The organism is Kocuria sp. BT304 (assembly GCF_003290245.1).
Classification (GTDB): Bacteria; Actinomycetota; Actinomycetes; order Actinomycetales; family Micrococcaceae; genus Kocuria; species Kocuria rhizophila_A.
Genome location: NZ_CP030039.1, coordinates 661,882 through 675,757 on the forward strand (window position 1 = coordinate 661,882; position 13,876 = coordinate 675,757).

The following is a 13,876-nucleotide window of genomic DNA, read 5'->3' on the forward strand; positions in this document are numbered from 1 at the left end:
GGTGTGAACATCTGCACAGTCACGCGGCCCACCGGGGCCGATGAGCCGCGTGACGTACGCTGACGACTCAGACGCGGGACGAGACACACCACGAGCACCAGACCGGGCGCCGTCGCCTACGCTGAACGGCGACCACCACAGACAGACCCGCCCCGCACGCACGGGTCAGGACGAGGAGCACCTTTGGCATCGAAGGCCACCAAGAACGAAGGCACGGGCAAGAGCCTGCTGATCGTGGAGTCACCGTCCAAGGTGAAGACGATCGCGGGCTACCTGGGGGACGCCTACGAGGTGGAGTCCTCCATGGGCCACATCCGTGACCTGCCGCAGCCCTCCGAGCTGCCCACGGACATGAAGAAGGGCCCGTACGGCAAGTTCGCGGTGGACGTGGAGCACGAGTTCGACCCGTACTACGTGGTCAACCCGGACAAGAAGAAGAAGGTCACGGAGCTCAAGCGCAAGCTGAAGGACGCCGACGCCCTCTACCTCGCCACTGATGGGGACCGCGAGGGCGAGGCCATCGCGTGGCACCTGCTGCAGGTGCTCAAGCCCAAGGTGCCCGTCTACCGCCTCACGTTCCCGGAGATCACCAAGGAGGCGATCGAGCGCGGCTTCGGCCAGCTGCGGGACATCGACCAGGACCTCGTGGACGCCCAGGAGACCCGCCGCATCCTGGACCGCCTCTACGGCTACGAGATCTCCCCGGTGCTGTGGCGCAAGGTGGCCGCGGGCCTGTCTGCGGGCCGCGTGCAGTCCGTGGCCACGCGCCTGGTGGTCCAGCGCGAGCGTGAGCGGATCGCCTTCGTGCCCGCCGACTACTGGGACCTCACGGGCCAGTTCTCCCGCCCCAAGGGCCAGGACGCCGGGCGCGCCTTTTCCGCGCGGCTGAGCTCCGTCAACGGCCGTCGCGTGGCCACGGGCAAGGACTTCGACGACCGTGGCCAGCTCAAGTCCCCCTCGTCCGGCAACGCCCCGGTCACGCTGGACGAGGCCGTGGCGACGGCGCTCGCGGCCGGCCTGCAGGACGCGCCCTTCTCGGTGCGTTCCCTGGAGACCAAGCCCTACACGCGCCGCCCCGCCGCACCTTTCACCACCTCCACGCTGCAGCAGGAGGCCGCGCGCAAGCTGCGCTTCACATCCCGCACCACCATGCGCGTGGCGCAGCGGCTGTACGAGAACGGCTACATCACCTACATGCGAACGGACTCGGTGGCCCTGTCCGACCAGGCCGTCAACGCCGCCCGCGCGCAGGCCAAGGAGCTCTACGGCCCCGAGTTCGTGCCGTCCTCCAAGCGCGTGTACGCCTCCAAGTCCAAGAACGCGCAGGAGGCCCACGAGGCCGTGCGCCCCGCCGGGGACACCTTCCGCACGCCCTCCCAGGTGCGCTCGCAGCTGTCCGTGGACGAGTACAAGCTCTACGAGCTGATCTGGAAGCGCACCGTGGCCTCCCAGATGCAGGACGCCAAGGGCGACACCGCCACGGTGCGTCTGGGCGCCACGGCCACCTCCGCCGCCGGTGAGCACACCGGGGCCGACGCCGAGTTCTCGGCCTCCGGAACCGTCATCACCTTCCGGGGGTTCCTGGCCGCGTACGAGGAGGGTCGGGACGTGAACCCGGACCTCACCGCGGACTCGGGCAAGAAGGGCGCGAAGGACGAGGACAAACGTCTGCCCGTGATGGCCGAGGGCGACGCCCTGGACGCCTCCGAGGTCACCGCGGACGGGCACACCACCACCCCGCCGGCCCGCTACACCGAGGCCTCCCTGGTGAAGACCCTGGACGAGCTGGGCATCGGACGCCCCTCCACGTACGCCGCCACGATCTCCACGATCATGGACCGCGGCTACGTGCAGGTGCGCGGCTCCGCGCTGATCCCGTCCTGGCTCGCGTTCTCCGTGGTGCGCCTGCTGGAGGACCACTTCTCCGACTACGTGGACTACGACTTCACGGCGGAGCTCGAGGACGACCTGGACCGGATCGCCCGCGGCGAGGCCGAGCGCGTGAAGTGGCTCTCTGGCTTCTACTTCGGGGAGAACCCGTCCGAGCCCGGGCTCAAGCCCATCGTGGACGACCTCGGGGAGATCGACGCCCGCGCGGTGAACTCCATCCCCATTACGGACGAGATCACCCTGCGCGTGGGCAAGTACGGCCCCTACCTGGAGGCCGGCGGCACCGTGGACCCGGAGACCGGGGAGATCACGGATCCCGTGCGCGCCAACGTTCCCCTGGACCTCGCCCCGGACGAGCTCACGCCCGAGAAGGCACAGGAGCTCATGGAGATCGGCAAGGCGGACGGCCGGGAGCTCGGCGTGAACCCGGCGAACGGGCGCACCATCGTGGCCAAGGACGGCCGCTACGGCCCGTACGTCACGGAGATCGTGCCCGAGCCCACGCAGGAGGAGCTCGACGCGATCCCCACCGAGTACTACAAGAACGGCAACCCCAAACCCAAGAAGATCGAGAAGCCCAAGCCGAACACGGCCTCGCTGTTCTCGTCCATGAATCTGCAGGACATCACGCTCGACGACGCCCTGAAGCTGCTGTCCCTGCCGCGTGAGCTCGGCCAGGACACGGACGGCGAGACCATCACGGTGCAGAACGGGCGCTACGGGCCGTACCTGAAGAAGGGCTCGGACTCCCGCTCGATCTCCTCCGAGGACCAGATCTTCACGATCACCCTGGAGGAGGCCAAGACCATCTACGCGCAGCCCAAGCAGCGTGGCCGCCAGGCCGCGCGGCCGCCACTCGCGGACCTGGGCGCGGACCCCCTCACGGAGAAGCGCATGGTCATCAAGGAGGGCCGCTTCGGCGCGTACATCACGGACGGCGAGACCAACGTGACGGTGCCGCGCGCGGAGGCGGTCGAGCAGATCACCGCGGCGCGGGCCTCCCAGCTGCTGGCGGAGAAGCGCGCCAAGGGCCCCGCCCCGGCCAAGTCCCCGGCGCGCGGCAAGGCCCGCACCGCGTCGAAGAGCTCCACGTCCAAGGCCTCCGCCTCCAAGGGCACCTCCTCGAAGGCCAAGGCCGGGACGACGACGGCGAAGCGCGCCTCCGCGACGAAGGCAAAGAGCACCACGGGCGCGGCGCGGACCACCCGCAAGGCCCCCGCGAAGAAGTCGAGCTGAGCCCGGGGACGCCGCGAGCGGCGTCGTCGACCGGTGAATCCGCGGGGTGGGACGCGCACCCGCCCCGCCCGCGAGCGAAGGAGCACACATGCGTCTGTCCGTCCTGGACGTCGGCTCGAACACGGTGCACCTGCTGCTGCTGGACGTGTACCCGGGATCCCGCCCGGAGCCGTACGCGTCCCACAAGATGGCGCTGCGCCTGGTGGACCACCAGGACGCCGAGGGGCGGATCACGGACGAGGGGCGGGACCTGCTGACGTCCTTCGTGGTGGAGGCTCGGGACTTCGCGGTGGACCACCGGGCGGAGGACCTGCTGGCGTTCGCCACCTCTGCGATCCGTGAGGCCACCAACGGCGCCGACGTGCTGGAGCACGTGCAGTCCGTGTCCGGGGTGAGCCTCACGGAGCTCTCCGGGGACCAGGAGGCCGCCATCACGTTCTCCGCGGTGCGGCGCTGGTTCGGGTGGAGCGCCGGGCGGATCCTGGACTTCGACATCGGCGGCGGCTCGTTCGAGATGGCGATCGGCACCAACGCGCTGCCCTCGGTGGCCACGTCCGTGCCGCTGGGAGCGGGCCGGCTGTACCGCGGGTACCTGGCGGGGGCGGACGTGGCCTCTCCCGCCCAGTTCAAGGCCCTGCGCAAGCACGTGCGCACCACGCTGCGCCCGGCCGTGGACCGGATCGCCGGGGGCGGGCACCCCAACCTGGTGGCGGGCACGTCCAAGACGTTCCGCTCCCTCGCCCGAATCTGCGGCGCCGCGCCGTCCGCCCAGGGGCCCTACGTGGAGCGGCTCATGCACCTGGAGGACCTGCGGCTGTGGACCCGGCGCATGGAGGCCATGAGCGTGCGGGAGCGCGAGGACCTGCCGGGCGTCTCCGAGTACCGCGCGGCCCAGGTGGTGGCCGGGGCGATCGTCGCGGAGACCGCCATGGACATGCTCGCCGTGGACACCGTGCAGATCTCCCCGTGGGCGCTGCGCGAGGGCCTGATCCTGCGCCGCATGGACCGGCTGGTCCGGGACGCCACGAGCGAGACCGTCAACCCGAAGGACCTGGTGAACCGCCGATGAGCGAGAACCCCGCCGTCTACCGCCCGCACGTGGCGCTGTCCACGAGTTCGCTGTACCCGCAGGGCGTTCCGGAGACCTTCGAGGCCGCCACTCGCCTGGGCTACGACAGCGTGGAGGTGCTCGTCACCCACGAGCGCATGAGCCAGCTGACCCACCAGCTGCTGGACAGCGTGCAGAAGTACCAGATCCCCATCTCCACCATCCACGCGCCCACGCTGCTGTTCACCCAGCAGGTGTGGGGCAAGTCCTGGACCAAGATCCAGATGGCCGCCAAGCTCACCCACCAGGTGGGCGCCGAGGTGGTGGTGGCGCACCCGCCGTTCCGGTGGCAGCGCAAGTACGCCAGGAACTTCGTGGCCGGGGTCCGGGAGGTCTCCCGGATGACGGACACCAAGATCTCCGTGGAGAACATGTACCCGTGGCGCATGGCCGGGCGGGAGGCCGTGGTCTACTCCCCGCACTACAGCCCGCTGGGCCAGGACTACGACTGGGTCACGTGGGACTTCTCCCACGCCGCCACCGCCAAGATGGACTCCCTGGCGGCCGTGAAGGAGCTCGGCTCCCGGCTGGGCCACGTGCACCTCACGGACGGTTCCGGGCAGACGCTTGCGGACGAGCACCTGCTCCCGGGCCACGGCGTGCAACCGGTCGCGCAGACCCTCGAGTACCTGCGGGACCAGCGCTGGCAGGGCGTGGTGGGCGTGGAGGTCTCCACGCGCAAGTGCGAGACCCCGGAGCAGCGCGACGAGTGGCTTGCCGAGTCCCTGGACTTCGCCCGGCGCCACATGACGCCCACGCCGTAGCCCGCCTGCACCGCTCAGGAGAACCGCCATGGCCGACGCCGCCGCCGCACCCCGTTCCGAGCCCGTGATCCGTGCCTGCCGGGGGCCGCAGGAGCATCCCGCGCTGGTGCGCATCTGCCGCAGCGCGGGGGAGGCCACCCACGACTTCCTGAGCGTGGCGGACCGGGAGTCGATCGCCGCGCACCTGGAGCCGGACTGTTTCCCCGCCGTGGAGCTCACGGTGGCCACTCTGGACGGGGAGCCGGTGGGGTTCGTGGGCACCCTGGGCGGAAGCCTGGAGATGCTCTTCGTCTCCGACGACCACCGCGGCCGGGGGATCGGAAGCTCCCTGCTCGCACACGTGCGCCGGGAGCGGGGCGTCACGGCGGTGGACGTCAACGAGCAGAACCCCGGGGCCGTGGGTTTCTACGAGCACCACGGCTTCCGTACGGTCGGACGCAACGCCACGGACGAGGCGGGGTGCCCGTACCCGATCCTGCACCTCGCGCTGGCGCCGCACGGGTCGCTGCCCACCGCCTGAGCCCGCGGTGCGCACTGCACGGGCCCGCGGGGACGGTCGCGGGACGCCCCGGGGCGCTGTACGGTCGAGACCAGATTTCCCGACATCCGCACCAACCGCGCGTCTTGCCGCCCCTGCTGGGCGGGGACCGCGGGGGCAGAGAGGACTGATCCGATGAGCGAGACCACCCTGACGTTCCTGGGCGCCGGATCCATGAACGGCTCAATCCTGCGCGGTGTGCTGGCCGCGGGCACGGAGGCGGGGCGGGTGCGCGCGACGACCCGTTCGGCGTCGTCGGCGGAAGCCCTGCACGAGGAGACCGGCGTGGAGGTCTTTGCCGGGGAGTCAGATCCCGAGGCGAACACCCAGGCCGTGACGGGCGCGGACGTGGTCCTGCTGGGTGTGAAGCCCTACGCGGTTCTGGACCTGGCCCGGGAGGTCGCCCCCGCGCTGGATCCGGCCACGGTGGTGGTCTCCGTGGCGGCCGGCGTCGCGCTGGACGCGCTGCAGAAGGCACTGCCGGACGGGCAGCCCGTGGTGCGCTGCATGCCCAACACCCCCTCGAGCGTGGGCCGCGGCGCGCTGTCCGTGACGCCGGGGGAGCACACCTCGGCCGAGCAGCTGGCCCGTGTCAGGGAGGTGCTCTCCACCGTGGGCACCGTGGTGGAGGTCCCCGAGCACCTGATCCGCGCGGTCACCGGCGTCTCCGGCTCCGGGCCCGCGTACGTGTTCTACCTGGCCGAGGCCATGCAGCAGGCGGGCGAGCGGCTGGGCCTGGACCCCGAGACCGCGCGCGTGCTCGCCAAGGAGACCGTCTCGGGCGCCGGTGAGCTGCTGCGCCCCGACGACGCCGATCCCGCGGCTCTGCGCCGGGCCGTCACCAGCCCGGGCGGCACCACGGAGCAGGCCATCACCACGTTCGACGAGAAGGGCCTGCGGGAGATCGTCGCCGCGGGTGCCGAGGCGTCCGCGGCCAAGGGCGACGAGATGGAGAAGGAGTACGGCGGCGAGTGACGCCACCGGCCACCCCACGAGACCAGCAAGGCGGTAGCACCATGAGCACGTTCGGCATCGAGGAGGAGTTCCTCCTGATCGACCGCGGGGACAGGCTGCCCGCACGCCCCACTCCGGAGCAGTCCGCGCAGCTGGTCTCCCTCGAGGCGGGCGGCGGTTCCGCCACGCCCGAGTGGCTGGCGTGCCAGGTGGAGGAGACCTCGCCGATCTTCCACGACGCCGCCGGGGCCGTGGACTCGCTCGTGACCTTCCGCACCGCCCTGCACGACGCCACGGAGGCCATGGGCATGGACGTGGTGGGACTCGCCGCGGCCCCCGACATCCGCCCGGAACCGGCGGACATCACCGTGAACGAGCGCTACCAGCGCCTCGCCGGGTACACCCCGGCGGTCGCCGCGGACCAGTACATCAGCGGGATGCACGTGCACCTGGGCTTCCCGGACATGGAGGACGCTGTCCGTGCGCTGAACGGGCTGCGCGGCTGGCTGCCCGCGCTCGTGGCGATCGGTGCCAACTCGCCGCTGTGGCGCGGCGCGGAGTCCGGGTTCGAGTCCTGGCGCTCGATCCACTACCGCCGCTGGATTGCCAACGACATCCCTCCGCACTTCAAGGACCTGGCGGACCACGAGCAGCGCGTGGCCGTGCTCAGCGCGTTCGACGTGATGGAGAGCCCCTCCACCCTGAGCTGGCTGGCCCGGCTGTCCCACAAGCACGGCACCCTGGAGATCCGGGCGTGCGACGTGCAGCTCGAGGCGCAGGACTCCGTGGCCATCGCGGTGCTGATCCGCGCCCTGGCGGACTACGCAATGGACGTCCCGCCCACCATGGAGTTCAGTCAGGAGTACCTGGACATCGCCCTGTGGCAGGCGGCCCGCTGGGGGCTCAGCGGCCGGGTGCTGGACCCCGTGGCCGCCGAGCTGGTCCCGGGCGAGGCGCTGGTCACCGACCTGCTGGAGCGGGTGCGGGACTACTACCCCACGGCGGCGGACCGCGAGTTCGCCGAGGCCGGGGTCCGCCGGATCGCGGAGCGCGGCAACGGGGCCATCCGGCAGCGCCGCGCCTTCGCCCGCGCGGGGATCCCCGGTGTCATGGACATGGCCGCCGCGGCGATGACGGCCGACCCGCGGGCCTGAGTCGGGGAACGGGGCACGGTTCCGCTGCGGCGTGCACGCGCGTGCGGGCCGGTACGACGCCGCTGCGCCCGCGGGTGCCGCCGCGTGCCCTCCCCAGCGGGCCGGGACAGCCGCCGGCGTCCTGCGGGTGACGGGCACCCGGGAGGCGACCGTGCGGCGTCGTCCTACGGGCGGGCGGCGAAGCGCTCGATGAGGTCCACGTGCCCGGAGACGATCAGCAGGTCCCGCGAGGAGACCGTGGTCTCGGGGCGCGCGTAGGTGAAGTCCTCGCCGGGGGACTTCACGCCCACCACGGTCACGCCGTACTTGGAGCGGATGTGGGACTCGCCCAGCGTGAAGCCCTGGGTCTCGCGGGGCGGGTACATCTTGACGATCGCGAAGTCGTCGTCGAACTCGATGTAGTCCAGCAGGCGCCCGGAGACCAGGTGCGCGGTGCGCCGCCCGGCGTCGGCCTCCGGGAAGATCACGTGGTGCGCGCCGATGCGCGCGAGGATCTTGCCGTGCGCGGGGGAGATGGCCTTGGCCCAGATCCGGTCGATGCCCAGGTCCACCAGGTTGGCGGTGATCAGCACCGAGGACTCGATGGACGTGCCCACCCCCACCACGGCCGAGGAGAACTCGGTGGCACCGATCTGGCGCAGGGCGTCCATGTCCGTGGCCTCGGCCTCGACCACGTGGGTGAGCTGCCCGGACATCTTCTGCACGAGCGCGGCGTCCCGTTCCACGCCCAGCACCTCGCGGCCCTGTTGGATCAGCTGCAGTGCGGTGGCCGCGCCGAAGCGGCCCAGACCGACCACCAGCACGGGCGCGGCGTGGGAGGAGTTCTTAGCCAATGATCGGCCTCTCTTCCGGGTAGGAGTACAGCCGCCGCCGGGAACGCAGCGCGAGCGCGGTGGCCACGGTGTTGGTGCCGATGCGGCCCACCAGCATGATCACGGACAGTGCGTACTTGCCCGCGTCCGGGGAGGCCGCGGAGACACCCGTGCTCAGCCCGCACGTGGCGTACGCGGAGATGACTTCGAACAGTACGTGGTCCAGCGGCAGGTGCGTGAGCGAGATCATCACGGCGCAGCCCAGCAGGATCACGGAGGCGCCCATCATGATCACGGAGATCGCGATGCGCAGCACGGAGTCCGGAATGGTGCGGAAGAACGCGATCACGGACTGGTCGCCGCGCGCCTCGGCGAGGATGGCCAGGAAGACGACCGCGAGCGTGGTCACCTTGATCCCACCGGCCGTGGACGCCGAGCCACCCCCGGCGAACATCATGGCGTCCGTGAGCAGCAGGGTGACCTGCGAGGTGTCCGGCATGTCCACCAGGTTGAAGCCGCCCGAGCGCATCATCACGGAGGCGAAGAACCCTTGGAAGATCCGCTCGGACACGGACTTGCCGCCCAGGGTGGCCGGGTTGCTCCACTCCACGGCCAGGAACAGCACCCACGCGAGCACCAGCAGGATGGCCGTGGTGACCACGGTGAGCTTGGCGTTGAGGTTCCACCGGTTGAAGCGGAAGCCCACCTGGCGCAGCACCAGGATCACGGGGAAGCCCAGCGAGCCCACGATCACGCCCACGGACACCGGCAGCAGGATCAGCCACACGGTGGGCCCGGCGTGGTCGTAGGGCACCAGGCCGTCCGTGTGGGGGGTGAAACCGGCGTTGTTGAAGCTGGACACGGCGTAGAACACGCCGTGCCACAGGGCGGTGCCCAGCGGCTCGCCCTCCGCGAGGAAGCCCACGGAGAGCACCACCGCGAGGGCCGCCTCGATGGAGATGGAGGTGATCACGATGATCTGCAGCAGCGAGCCCACCTCGCCCAGGCGCCCGATGTTCAGGGCCTCCTGCGTGATGAGCTTGGACTTCAGCCCCAGCTTCCGCCCGATCGCCAGCGCCAGGATGGAAGTCATGGTCAGGGTGCCCAGACCGCCCACCTGGATGGCCACGAGGATCACCACCTGCCCCAGCACGGACCACTGCGCCGCGGTGGACACCGTGGTCAGTCCCGTGACGGTCACCGCGGAGGTGGCGGTGAACACGGCGTCCACGAAGTGCGTGTGCCGCCCGGGCTGCGCGGACACCGGCAGCCACAGCAGCAGCGCGAAGCCGAGGTCCACGATCACGAACACGATCACGGCCAGCCGGGCGGGGGAGGAATCCGCGACCCGGTCCACGAAGTCGCGCACACCGCGTGCCGCGCGCGAGGTCAGGGGCTCCGTGGTGGGCGCCTCGGCCTCGGACTCCTCCACGGCACTGCACTGTTCGAGCTCGCTCACGGCACCTCCTCGGGAACGTCGCGGGTGGGATCGGGGCGCACGCGGCGGCGCGGGCCCCGGGCTCGTTGCGGGCAACGTCCCCCAGTATCCCCCGTGCCGGTGCGGTGCCGCGACAGCCCCGGGACCCGAGTGGTCTAATGGGATTGTGACCTCCGCAACAAGGGGCAAGGACGCCCTGCACCCCACCAGCGTCTACTGGGACCCGCAGCTGCTGCAGTACAACTTCGGGGACTACCACCCCATGAGTCCCACGCGCTTGGACGCCACCATGCGCCTGGTGCGCGAGCTGGGCCTGGACACCGCGGAGAACGTGCGGGTCACCGTCCCGGAGGTCCCGGAGGACAGTGTCCTGGAGCTCGTGCACACCCCCGAGTACGTGGCCTCCGTCCACGCCGTCTCCGAGGATCCCACCCGCGAGATCCCCGAGTGTGGGCTGGGCACGGAGGACACCCCCGGCTACGAGGGCATCCACGAGTCCAGTGCCCGGCTGGTGGGCGGCAGCTACCAGGGCGCCATGGACCTGCTCAGCGGCTCGGTGGTGCACGCGGTGAACTTCAGCGGGGGCATGCACCACGCGGCCGCGGACCGGGCCTCGGGCTTCTGCGTCTACAACGACTGCGCCGTGGCCATCCAGCACCTGCTGGACAACGGTGTGCAGCGGGTGCTCTACGTGGACGTGGACGGCCACCACGGGGACGGCACGCAGTCGATCTTCTACAGCGAACCCCGCGTGATGACCATCTCCCTGCACGAGACGGGGCTCTCCCTGTTCCCCGGCTCGGGCTTCGCCAACGAGATCGGTGAGGGCGAGGCCGCGGGCACCGCCGTGAACGTGGCCGTGCCCACCCGCGCGGACGACTCCCAGTGGCTGCGCGCGTTCGACGCCGTGGTCCCGCCCATCGCGCGCGAGTTCCGCCCCGAGGTGATCGTCTCCCAGCACGGCTGCGACTCCCACTTCCAGGACGAGCTCACGCACCTGCGCGTGAGCGTGGACGGGCAGCGCCAGATCGCACTGTCCATGTCCGAGCTGGCGGGGGAGCTGTGCGAGGGCCGCTGGCTGGCCACGGGCGGGGGCGGCTACGACGTCCACGACGCCGTTCCCCGCTCCTGGGCCCACCTGGTGGGCGTGGCCTCCGGGCACCCGGTGGACGTGAGCACCCCCGTGCCGCAGCCCTGGCGGGACTACATGAGCGAGAAGTACGGCGGGCGCCCTCCCGAGTCCATGGGCGACGACGTGGACCTCTGGTGGCGTTCCTGGGAGATCGGCTACGACCCCAACGACGAGACCGACCGCAGCATCATGGCCACGCGCAAGGAGGTCTTCCCCCACTGGGGACTGGACCCCTGGTACGACTGAGCGCACCGGACGGCACCGGACCACGGCCCGGCACCACCCGGGCACCGGATTGGGGCGGACACGTGCGCTCCCACTAGGCTGTTTCCCATGTCCCACGATGCATATTCCGCCTTGTCCGACCCCACCCGACGCCGCATCCTCGCGGCACTGCGGGGCGGTCCGAGGCCCGTGGGCGAGCTGGTCACGGAGCTGGAGGTCTCCCAGCCCACGGTCTCCAAGCACCTCAAGGTGCTGCGGGACGCGCACATGGTCAGCACCCGCGCGCAGGGACAGAAGCGCTTCTACAGCATCGCGCCCGAGCCGCTCACCGAGGTCGCCGACTGGCTCGACGAGCTCGTGGCCGCGGCGGAGGCCGCACCGCAGTCCGCGCCGGTTCCGGAGACGGCGGCCACACCGTCGCACGACGACGCCGCACGGTCGGGGGACGACCCGACCGCGCCTTCCCGGGACCACGCCAACGCGCCCTCCCCGGCCGAGGAGGACGTCACCGAGACCACCCCTCCGACCGGGGACGTCCCCGAGACCTCGCCCACCGTTGGTGCGGACATGCCGTCCCGGACGGCGGGCACCGAGGGGGATGCCGCCGTCGCCGCGCCTGCTGGCCAGGAGGCCGCCCCGGCCGTTGAGCCCGCGGGGGAGGACGTCGCGGAGCCCGCGGAGCTCCCCGCGGCCGAGCCGGAGCGCTCCGTTCCGTGGTTCATGGCGGACGTCACCGAGGTGACCGGGCCCGCGGCGGTCGAGAGCGACGTCGAGCCGGACGGTGCCGCCGTGGACGGCGAGGACGCAGACGCCACCGCTGAGGACGCCGCGGACGAGAGCACCCCGAGCGCCCGGACCGCAACCTCCGGTGAGGACGTGGTGGCCGAGACCGCAGGCTTGCACGCGGACTCCGCGGACGCGGTGGCAAACGTCGAGCACGATCCCGCCGAGGACGTCGCGGACGCGGTGGCGGACGTCGAGCGGGAGACGGCGACCGGGGGGCTCGACGCGGCAGCCGCTAGGGTGGAGGACGATGTCCCCGCCGACTCGACCGCGCAGCCGGGTGCCGCGCACGAGGAGGAGCCCCGCGGCGTCGAGCCCCGCGACCTCCCCGAGGACACCGCCTCACCGGAGCCCGCGGAGCCGATGCGTCCGCGCGGTGGGGCGCATCGCCGTCAGAGCGGTCTGCTGTCCACTCTGACGGGCTTCCGGCGCCGAGGCCGCGGCTCACGCCGCGACTGAGCGCGCATCCGCAGACACTTTCAAGACGGCAGGAGAGACATGCACGAGAAACTGATCCCCATCCGACAGATCATCACGGCACGCAACCCGGGGGAGTCCGAGTTCCACCAGGCCGTGGACGAGGTCTTCGAGTCCCTGGGGCCCGTGGTGGCGCGCCACCCGGAGGTGCTGGACTCCGCGATCGTGGAGCGGATCTGCGAGCCCGAGCGGCAGATCATCTTCCGCGTGCCGTGGGTGGACGACCAGGGCGAGGTGCACATCAACCGCGGCTTCCGCGTGGAGTTCAACTCCGCCCTGGGCCCGTACAAGGGTGGGTTGCGCTTCCACCCCTCGGTGTACCTGGGGATCGTGAAGTTCCTGGGCTTCGAGCAGATCTTCAAGAACGCGCTCACGGGCATGCCCATCGGCGGCGGCAAGGGCGGTTCGGACTTCGACCCCTCCGGGCGCAGCGACGCCGAGATCATGCGCTTCTGCCAGTCCTTCATGACCGAGCTGTACCGCCACATCGGCGAGTACACGGACGTTCCCGCCGGTGACATCGGCGTGGGCGGCCGGGAGATCGGCTACCTGTTCGGCCAGTACAAGCGGATCACCAACCGCTACGAGTCCGGTGTGCTCACCGGCAAGGGCCTGTCCTGGGGCGGCTCCCTCGTGCGCACCGAGGCCACCGGCTACGGCGCAGTGATGTTCGCCGAGGAGATGCTCAAGACGCAGGGCAAGACCTTCGAGGGCCGGGACGTGATCGTCTCCGGTTCCGGCAACGTGGCCATCTACGCGATCGAGCGTGCGCAGTCCCTCGGGGCCAAGGCGCTGACCGCCTCGGACTCGGGTGGCTACGTGGTGGACAAGGACGGCATCGACCTGGATCTGCTCAAGCAGATCAAGGAGGTGGAGCGCGGGCGCATGAGCGACTACGCCGAACGCCGCGGCTCCTCCGCCACCTACGTGGCCGGCGGTTCCGTGTGGGACGTCCCGGGATCCGTGGCCCTGCCGTGCGCCACCCAGAACGAGCTCAACGGCCGCCAGGCCAAGACCCTGCTGGAGAACGGCGTGGTGGCCGTGGCCGAGGGTGCGAACATGCCCTGCACCACGGACGCCGTGCACCTCTTCCAGGAGTCGGACGTGCTGTTCGCCCCGGGCAAGGCCGCGAACGCCGGCGGTGTGGCCACCTCCGCGCTGGAGATGCAGCAGAACGCCTCGCGGGACTCGTGGAGCTTCGAGCACACGCAGGACCGGCTGCAGGAGATCATGCGCGGCATCCACGAAACCTGCGCGGAGACCGCGGACGAGTACGGCATGCCCGGCAACTACGTGGCCGGCGCGAACATCTCCGGGTTCATCAAGGTGGCGCGCGCCATGGTGGCCCAGGGCATTATCTGATCA

The 13,876-nt window shown here is 71.1% G+C and carries 11 protein-coding genes; 9 read left to right on the top strand and 2 right to left on the bottom strand.

All coding sequences use genetic code 11. The features are described 5' to 3' along the window. Window positions 1-183 precede the first annotated feature (183 nt). From topA to DNL27_RS03040, 6 genes are all read left to right on the top strand, one after another. Entirely contained in the window at window positions 184-3,126 is a 2,943-nt protein-coding gene (gene topA, locus DNL27_RS03015) for a type I DNA topoisomerase (protein WP_112234670.1), read from the top strand. An 88-nt stretch (window positions 3,127-3,214) separates the two neighbouring features. Further along, window positions 3,215-4,195: an exopolyphosphatase gene (locus tag DNL27_RS03020; RefSeq protein WP_012397548.1), complete on the top strand. Its 981-nt coding sequence runs from the start codon at window positions 3,215-3,217 to the stop codon at window positions 4,193-4,195. Further along, the gene (locus DNL27_RS03025; protein WP_112234671.1) at window positions 4,192-4,998 is read left to right on the top strand and encodes a sugar phosphate isomerase/epimerase; all 807 of its coding nucleotides are present in this window, start codon (window positions 4,192-4,194) and stop codon (window positions 4,996-4,998) included. Before DNL27_RS03020 ends, DNL27_RS03025 begins: the two co-directional genes overlap by 4 nt. Before the next feature lie 28 nt (window positions 4,999-5,026). Beyond that, complete coding sequence (locus tag DNL27_RS03030; RefSeq protein WP_162627090.1) at window positions 5,027-5,518, top strand: GNAT family N-acetyltransferase; 492 nt, start codon at window positions 5,027-5,029, stop codon at window positions 5,516-5,518. A gap of 153 nt (window positions 5,519-5,671) precedes the next feature. After that, window positions 5,672-6,511 (top strand): pyrroline-5-carboxylate reductase, encoded by an 840-nt coding sequence (gene proC / locus DNL27_RS03035; RefSeq protein WP_012397551.1) that lies wholly within the window; start codon window positions 5,672-5,674, stop codon window positions 6,509-6,511. A gap of 41 nt (window positions 6,512-6,552) precedes the next feature. Next, a complete protein-coding gene (locus DNL27_RS03040; RefSeq protein WP_112234672.1) occupies window positions 6,553-7,644 on the top strand; it encodes a YbdK family carboxylate-amine ligase in 1,092 nt (363 codons plus the stop codon). A gap of 164 nt (window positions 7,645-7,808) precedes the next feature. Here DNL27_RS03040 and DNL27_RS03045 read toward each other — a convergent pair whose 3' ends face one another. Both DNL27_RS03045 and DNL27_RS03050 read right to left on the bottom strand, forming a co-directional pair. Continuing rightward, window positions 7,809-8,477, bottom strand: a complete 669-nt coding sequence (locus DNL27_RS03045) for a TrkA family potassium uptake protein (protein WP_012397553.1) — start codon at window positions 8,475-8,477, stop codon at window positions 7,809-7,811. Then, window positions 8,470-9,915 (bottom strand): TrkH family potassium uptake protein, encoded by a 1,446-nt coding sequence (locus tag DNL27_RS03050; protein WP_112234673.1) that lies wholly within the window; start codon window positions 9,913-9,915, stop codon window positions 8,470-8,472. The genes DNL27_RS03045 and DNL27_RS03050 overlap by 8 nt, the downstream gene beginning before the upstream one ends. 145 nt (window positions 9,916-10,060) lie before the next feature. On the opposite strand from DNL27_RS03050, the gene DNL27_RS03055 reads away from it, so the two are divergent. The 3 genes from DNL27_RS03055 (at window position 10,061) to gdhA (ending at window position 13,873) form a co-directional block, all read left to right on the top strand. Next, window positions 10,061-11,272, top strand: a complete 1,212-nt coding sequence (locus DNL27_RS03055) for an acetoin utilization protein AcuC (RefSeq protein WP_012397555.1) — start codon at window positions 10,061-10,063, stop codon at window positions 11,270-11,272. Window positions 11,273-11,359: 87 nt separating this feature from the next. After that, window positions 11,360-12,493, top strand: a complete 1,134-nt coding sequence (locus DNL27_RS12230) for a metalloregulator ArsR/SmtB family transcription factor (protein ID WP_204360322.1) — start codon at window positions 11,360-11,362, stop codon at window positions 12,491-12,493. 39 nt (window positions 12,494-12,532) lie between these two features. Continuing rightward, complete coding sequence (gdhA, locus tag DNL27_RS03070; protein WP_012397557.1) at window positions 12,533-13,873, top strand: NADP-specific glutamate dehydrogenase; 1,341 nt, start codon at window positions 12,533-12,535, stop codon at window positions 13,871-13,873. Window positions 13,874-13,876: the final 3 nt, after the last annotated feature.

Bases quoted from the DNA above. Each gene is read 5' to 3' on its own strand.
- proC (WP_012397551.1), top strand. From the start codon at position 5,672: ATGAGCGAGACCACCCTGACGTTCCTGGGCGCCGGATCCATGAACGGC.
- DNL27_RS03025 (WP_112234671.1), top strand. From the start codon at position 4,192: ATGAGCGAGAACCCCGCCGTCTACCGCCCGCACGTGGCGCTGTCCACG.
- DNL27_RS03020 (WP_012397548.1), top strand. From the start codon at position 3,215: ATGCGTCTGTCCGTCCTGGACGTCGGCTCGAACACGGTGCACCTGCTG.
- DNL27_RS03030 (WP_162627090.1), top strand. From the start codon at position 5,027: ATGGCCGACGCCGCCGCCGCACCCCGTTCCGAGCCCGTGATCCGTGCC.
- DNL27_RS12230 (WP_204360322.1), top strand. From the start codon at position 11,360: ATGTCCCACGATGCATATTCCGCCTTGTCCGACCCCACCCGACGCCGC.
- gdhA (WP_012397557.1), top strand. From the start codon at position 12,533: ATGCACGAGAAACTGATCCCCATCCGACAGATCATCACGGCACGCAAC.
- DNL27_RS03040 (WP_112234672.1), top strand. From the start codon at position 6,553: ATGAGCACGTTCGGCATCGAGGAGGAGTTCCTCCTGATCGACCGCGGG.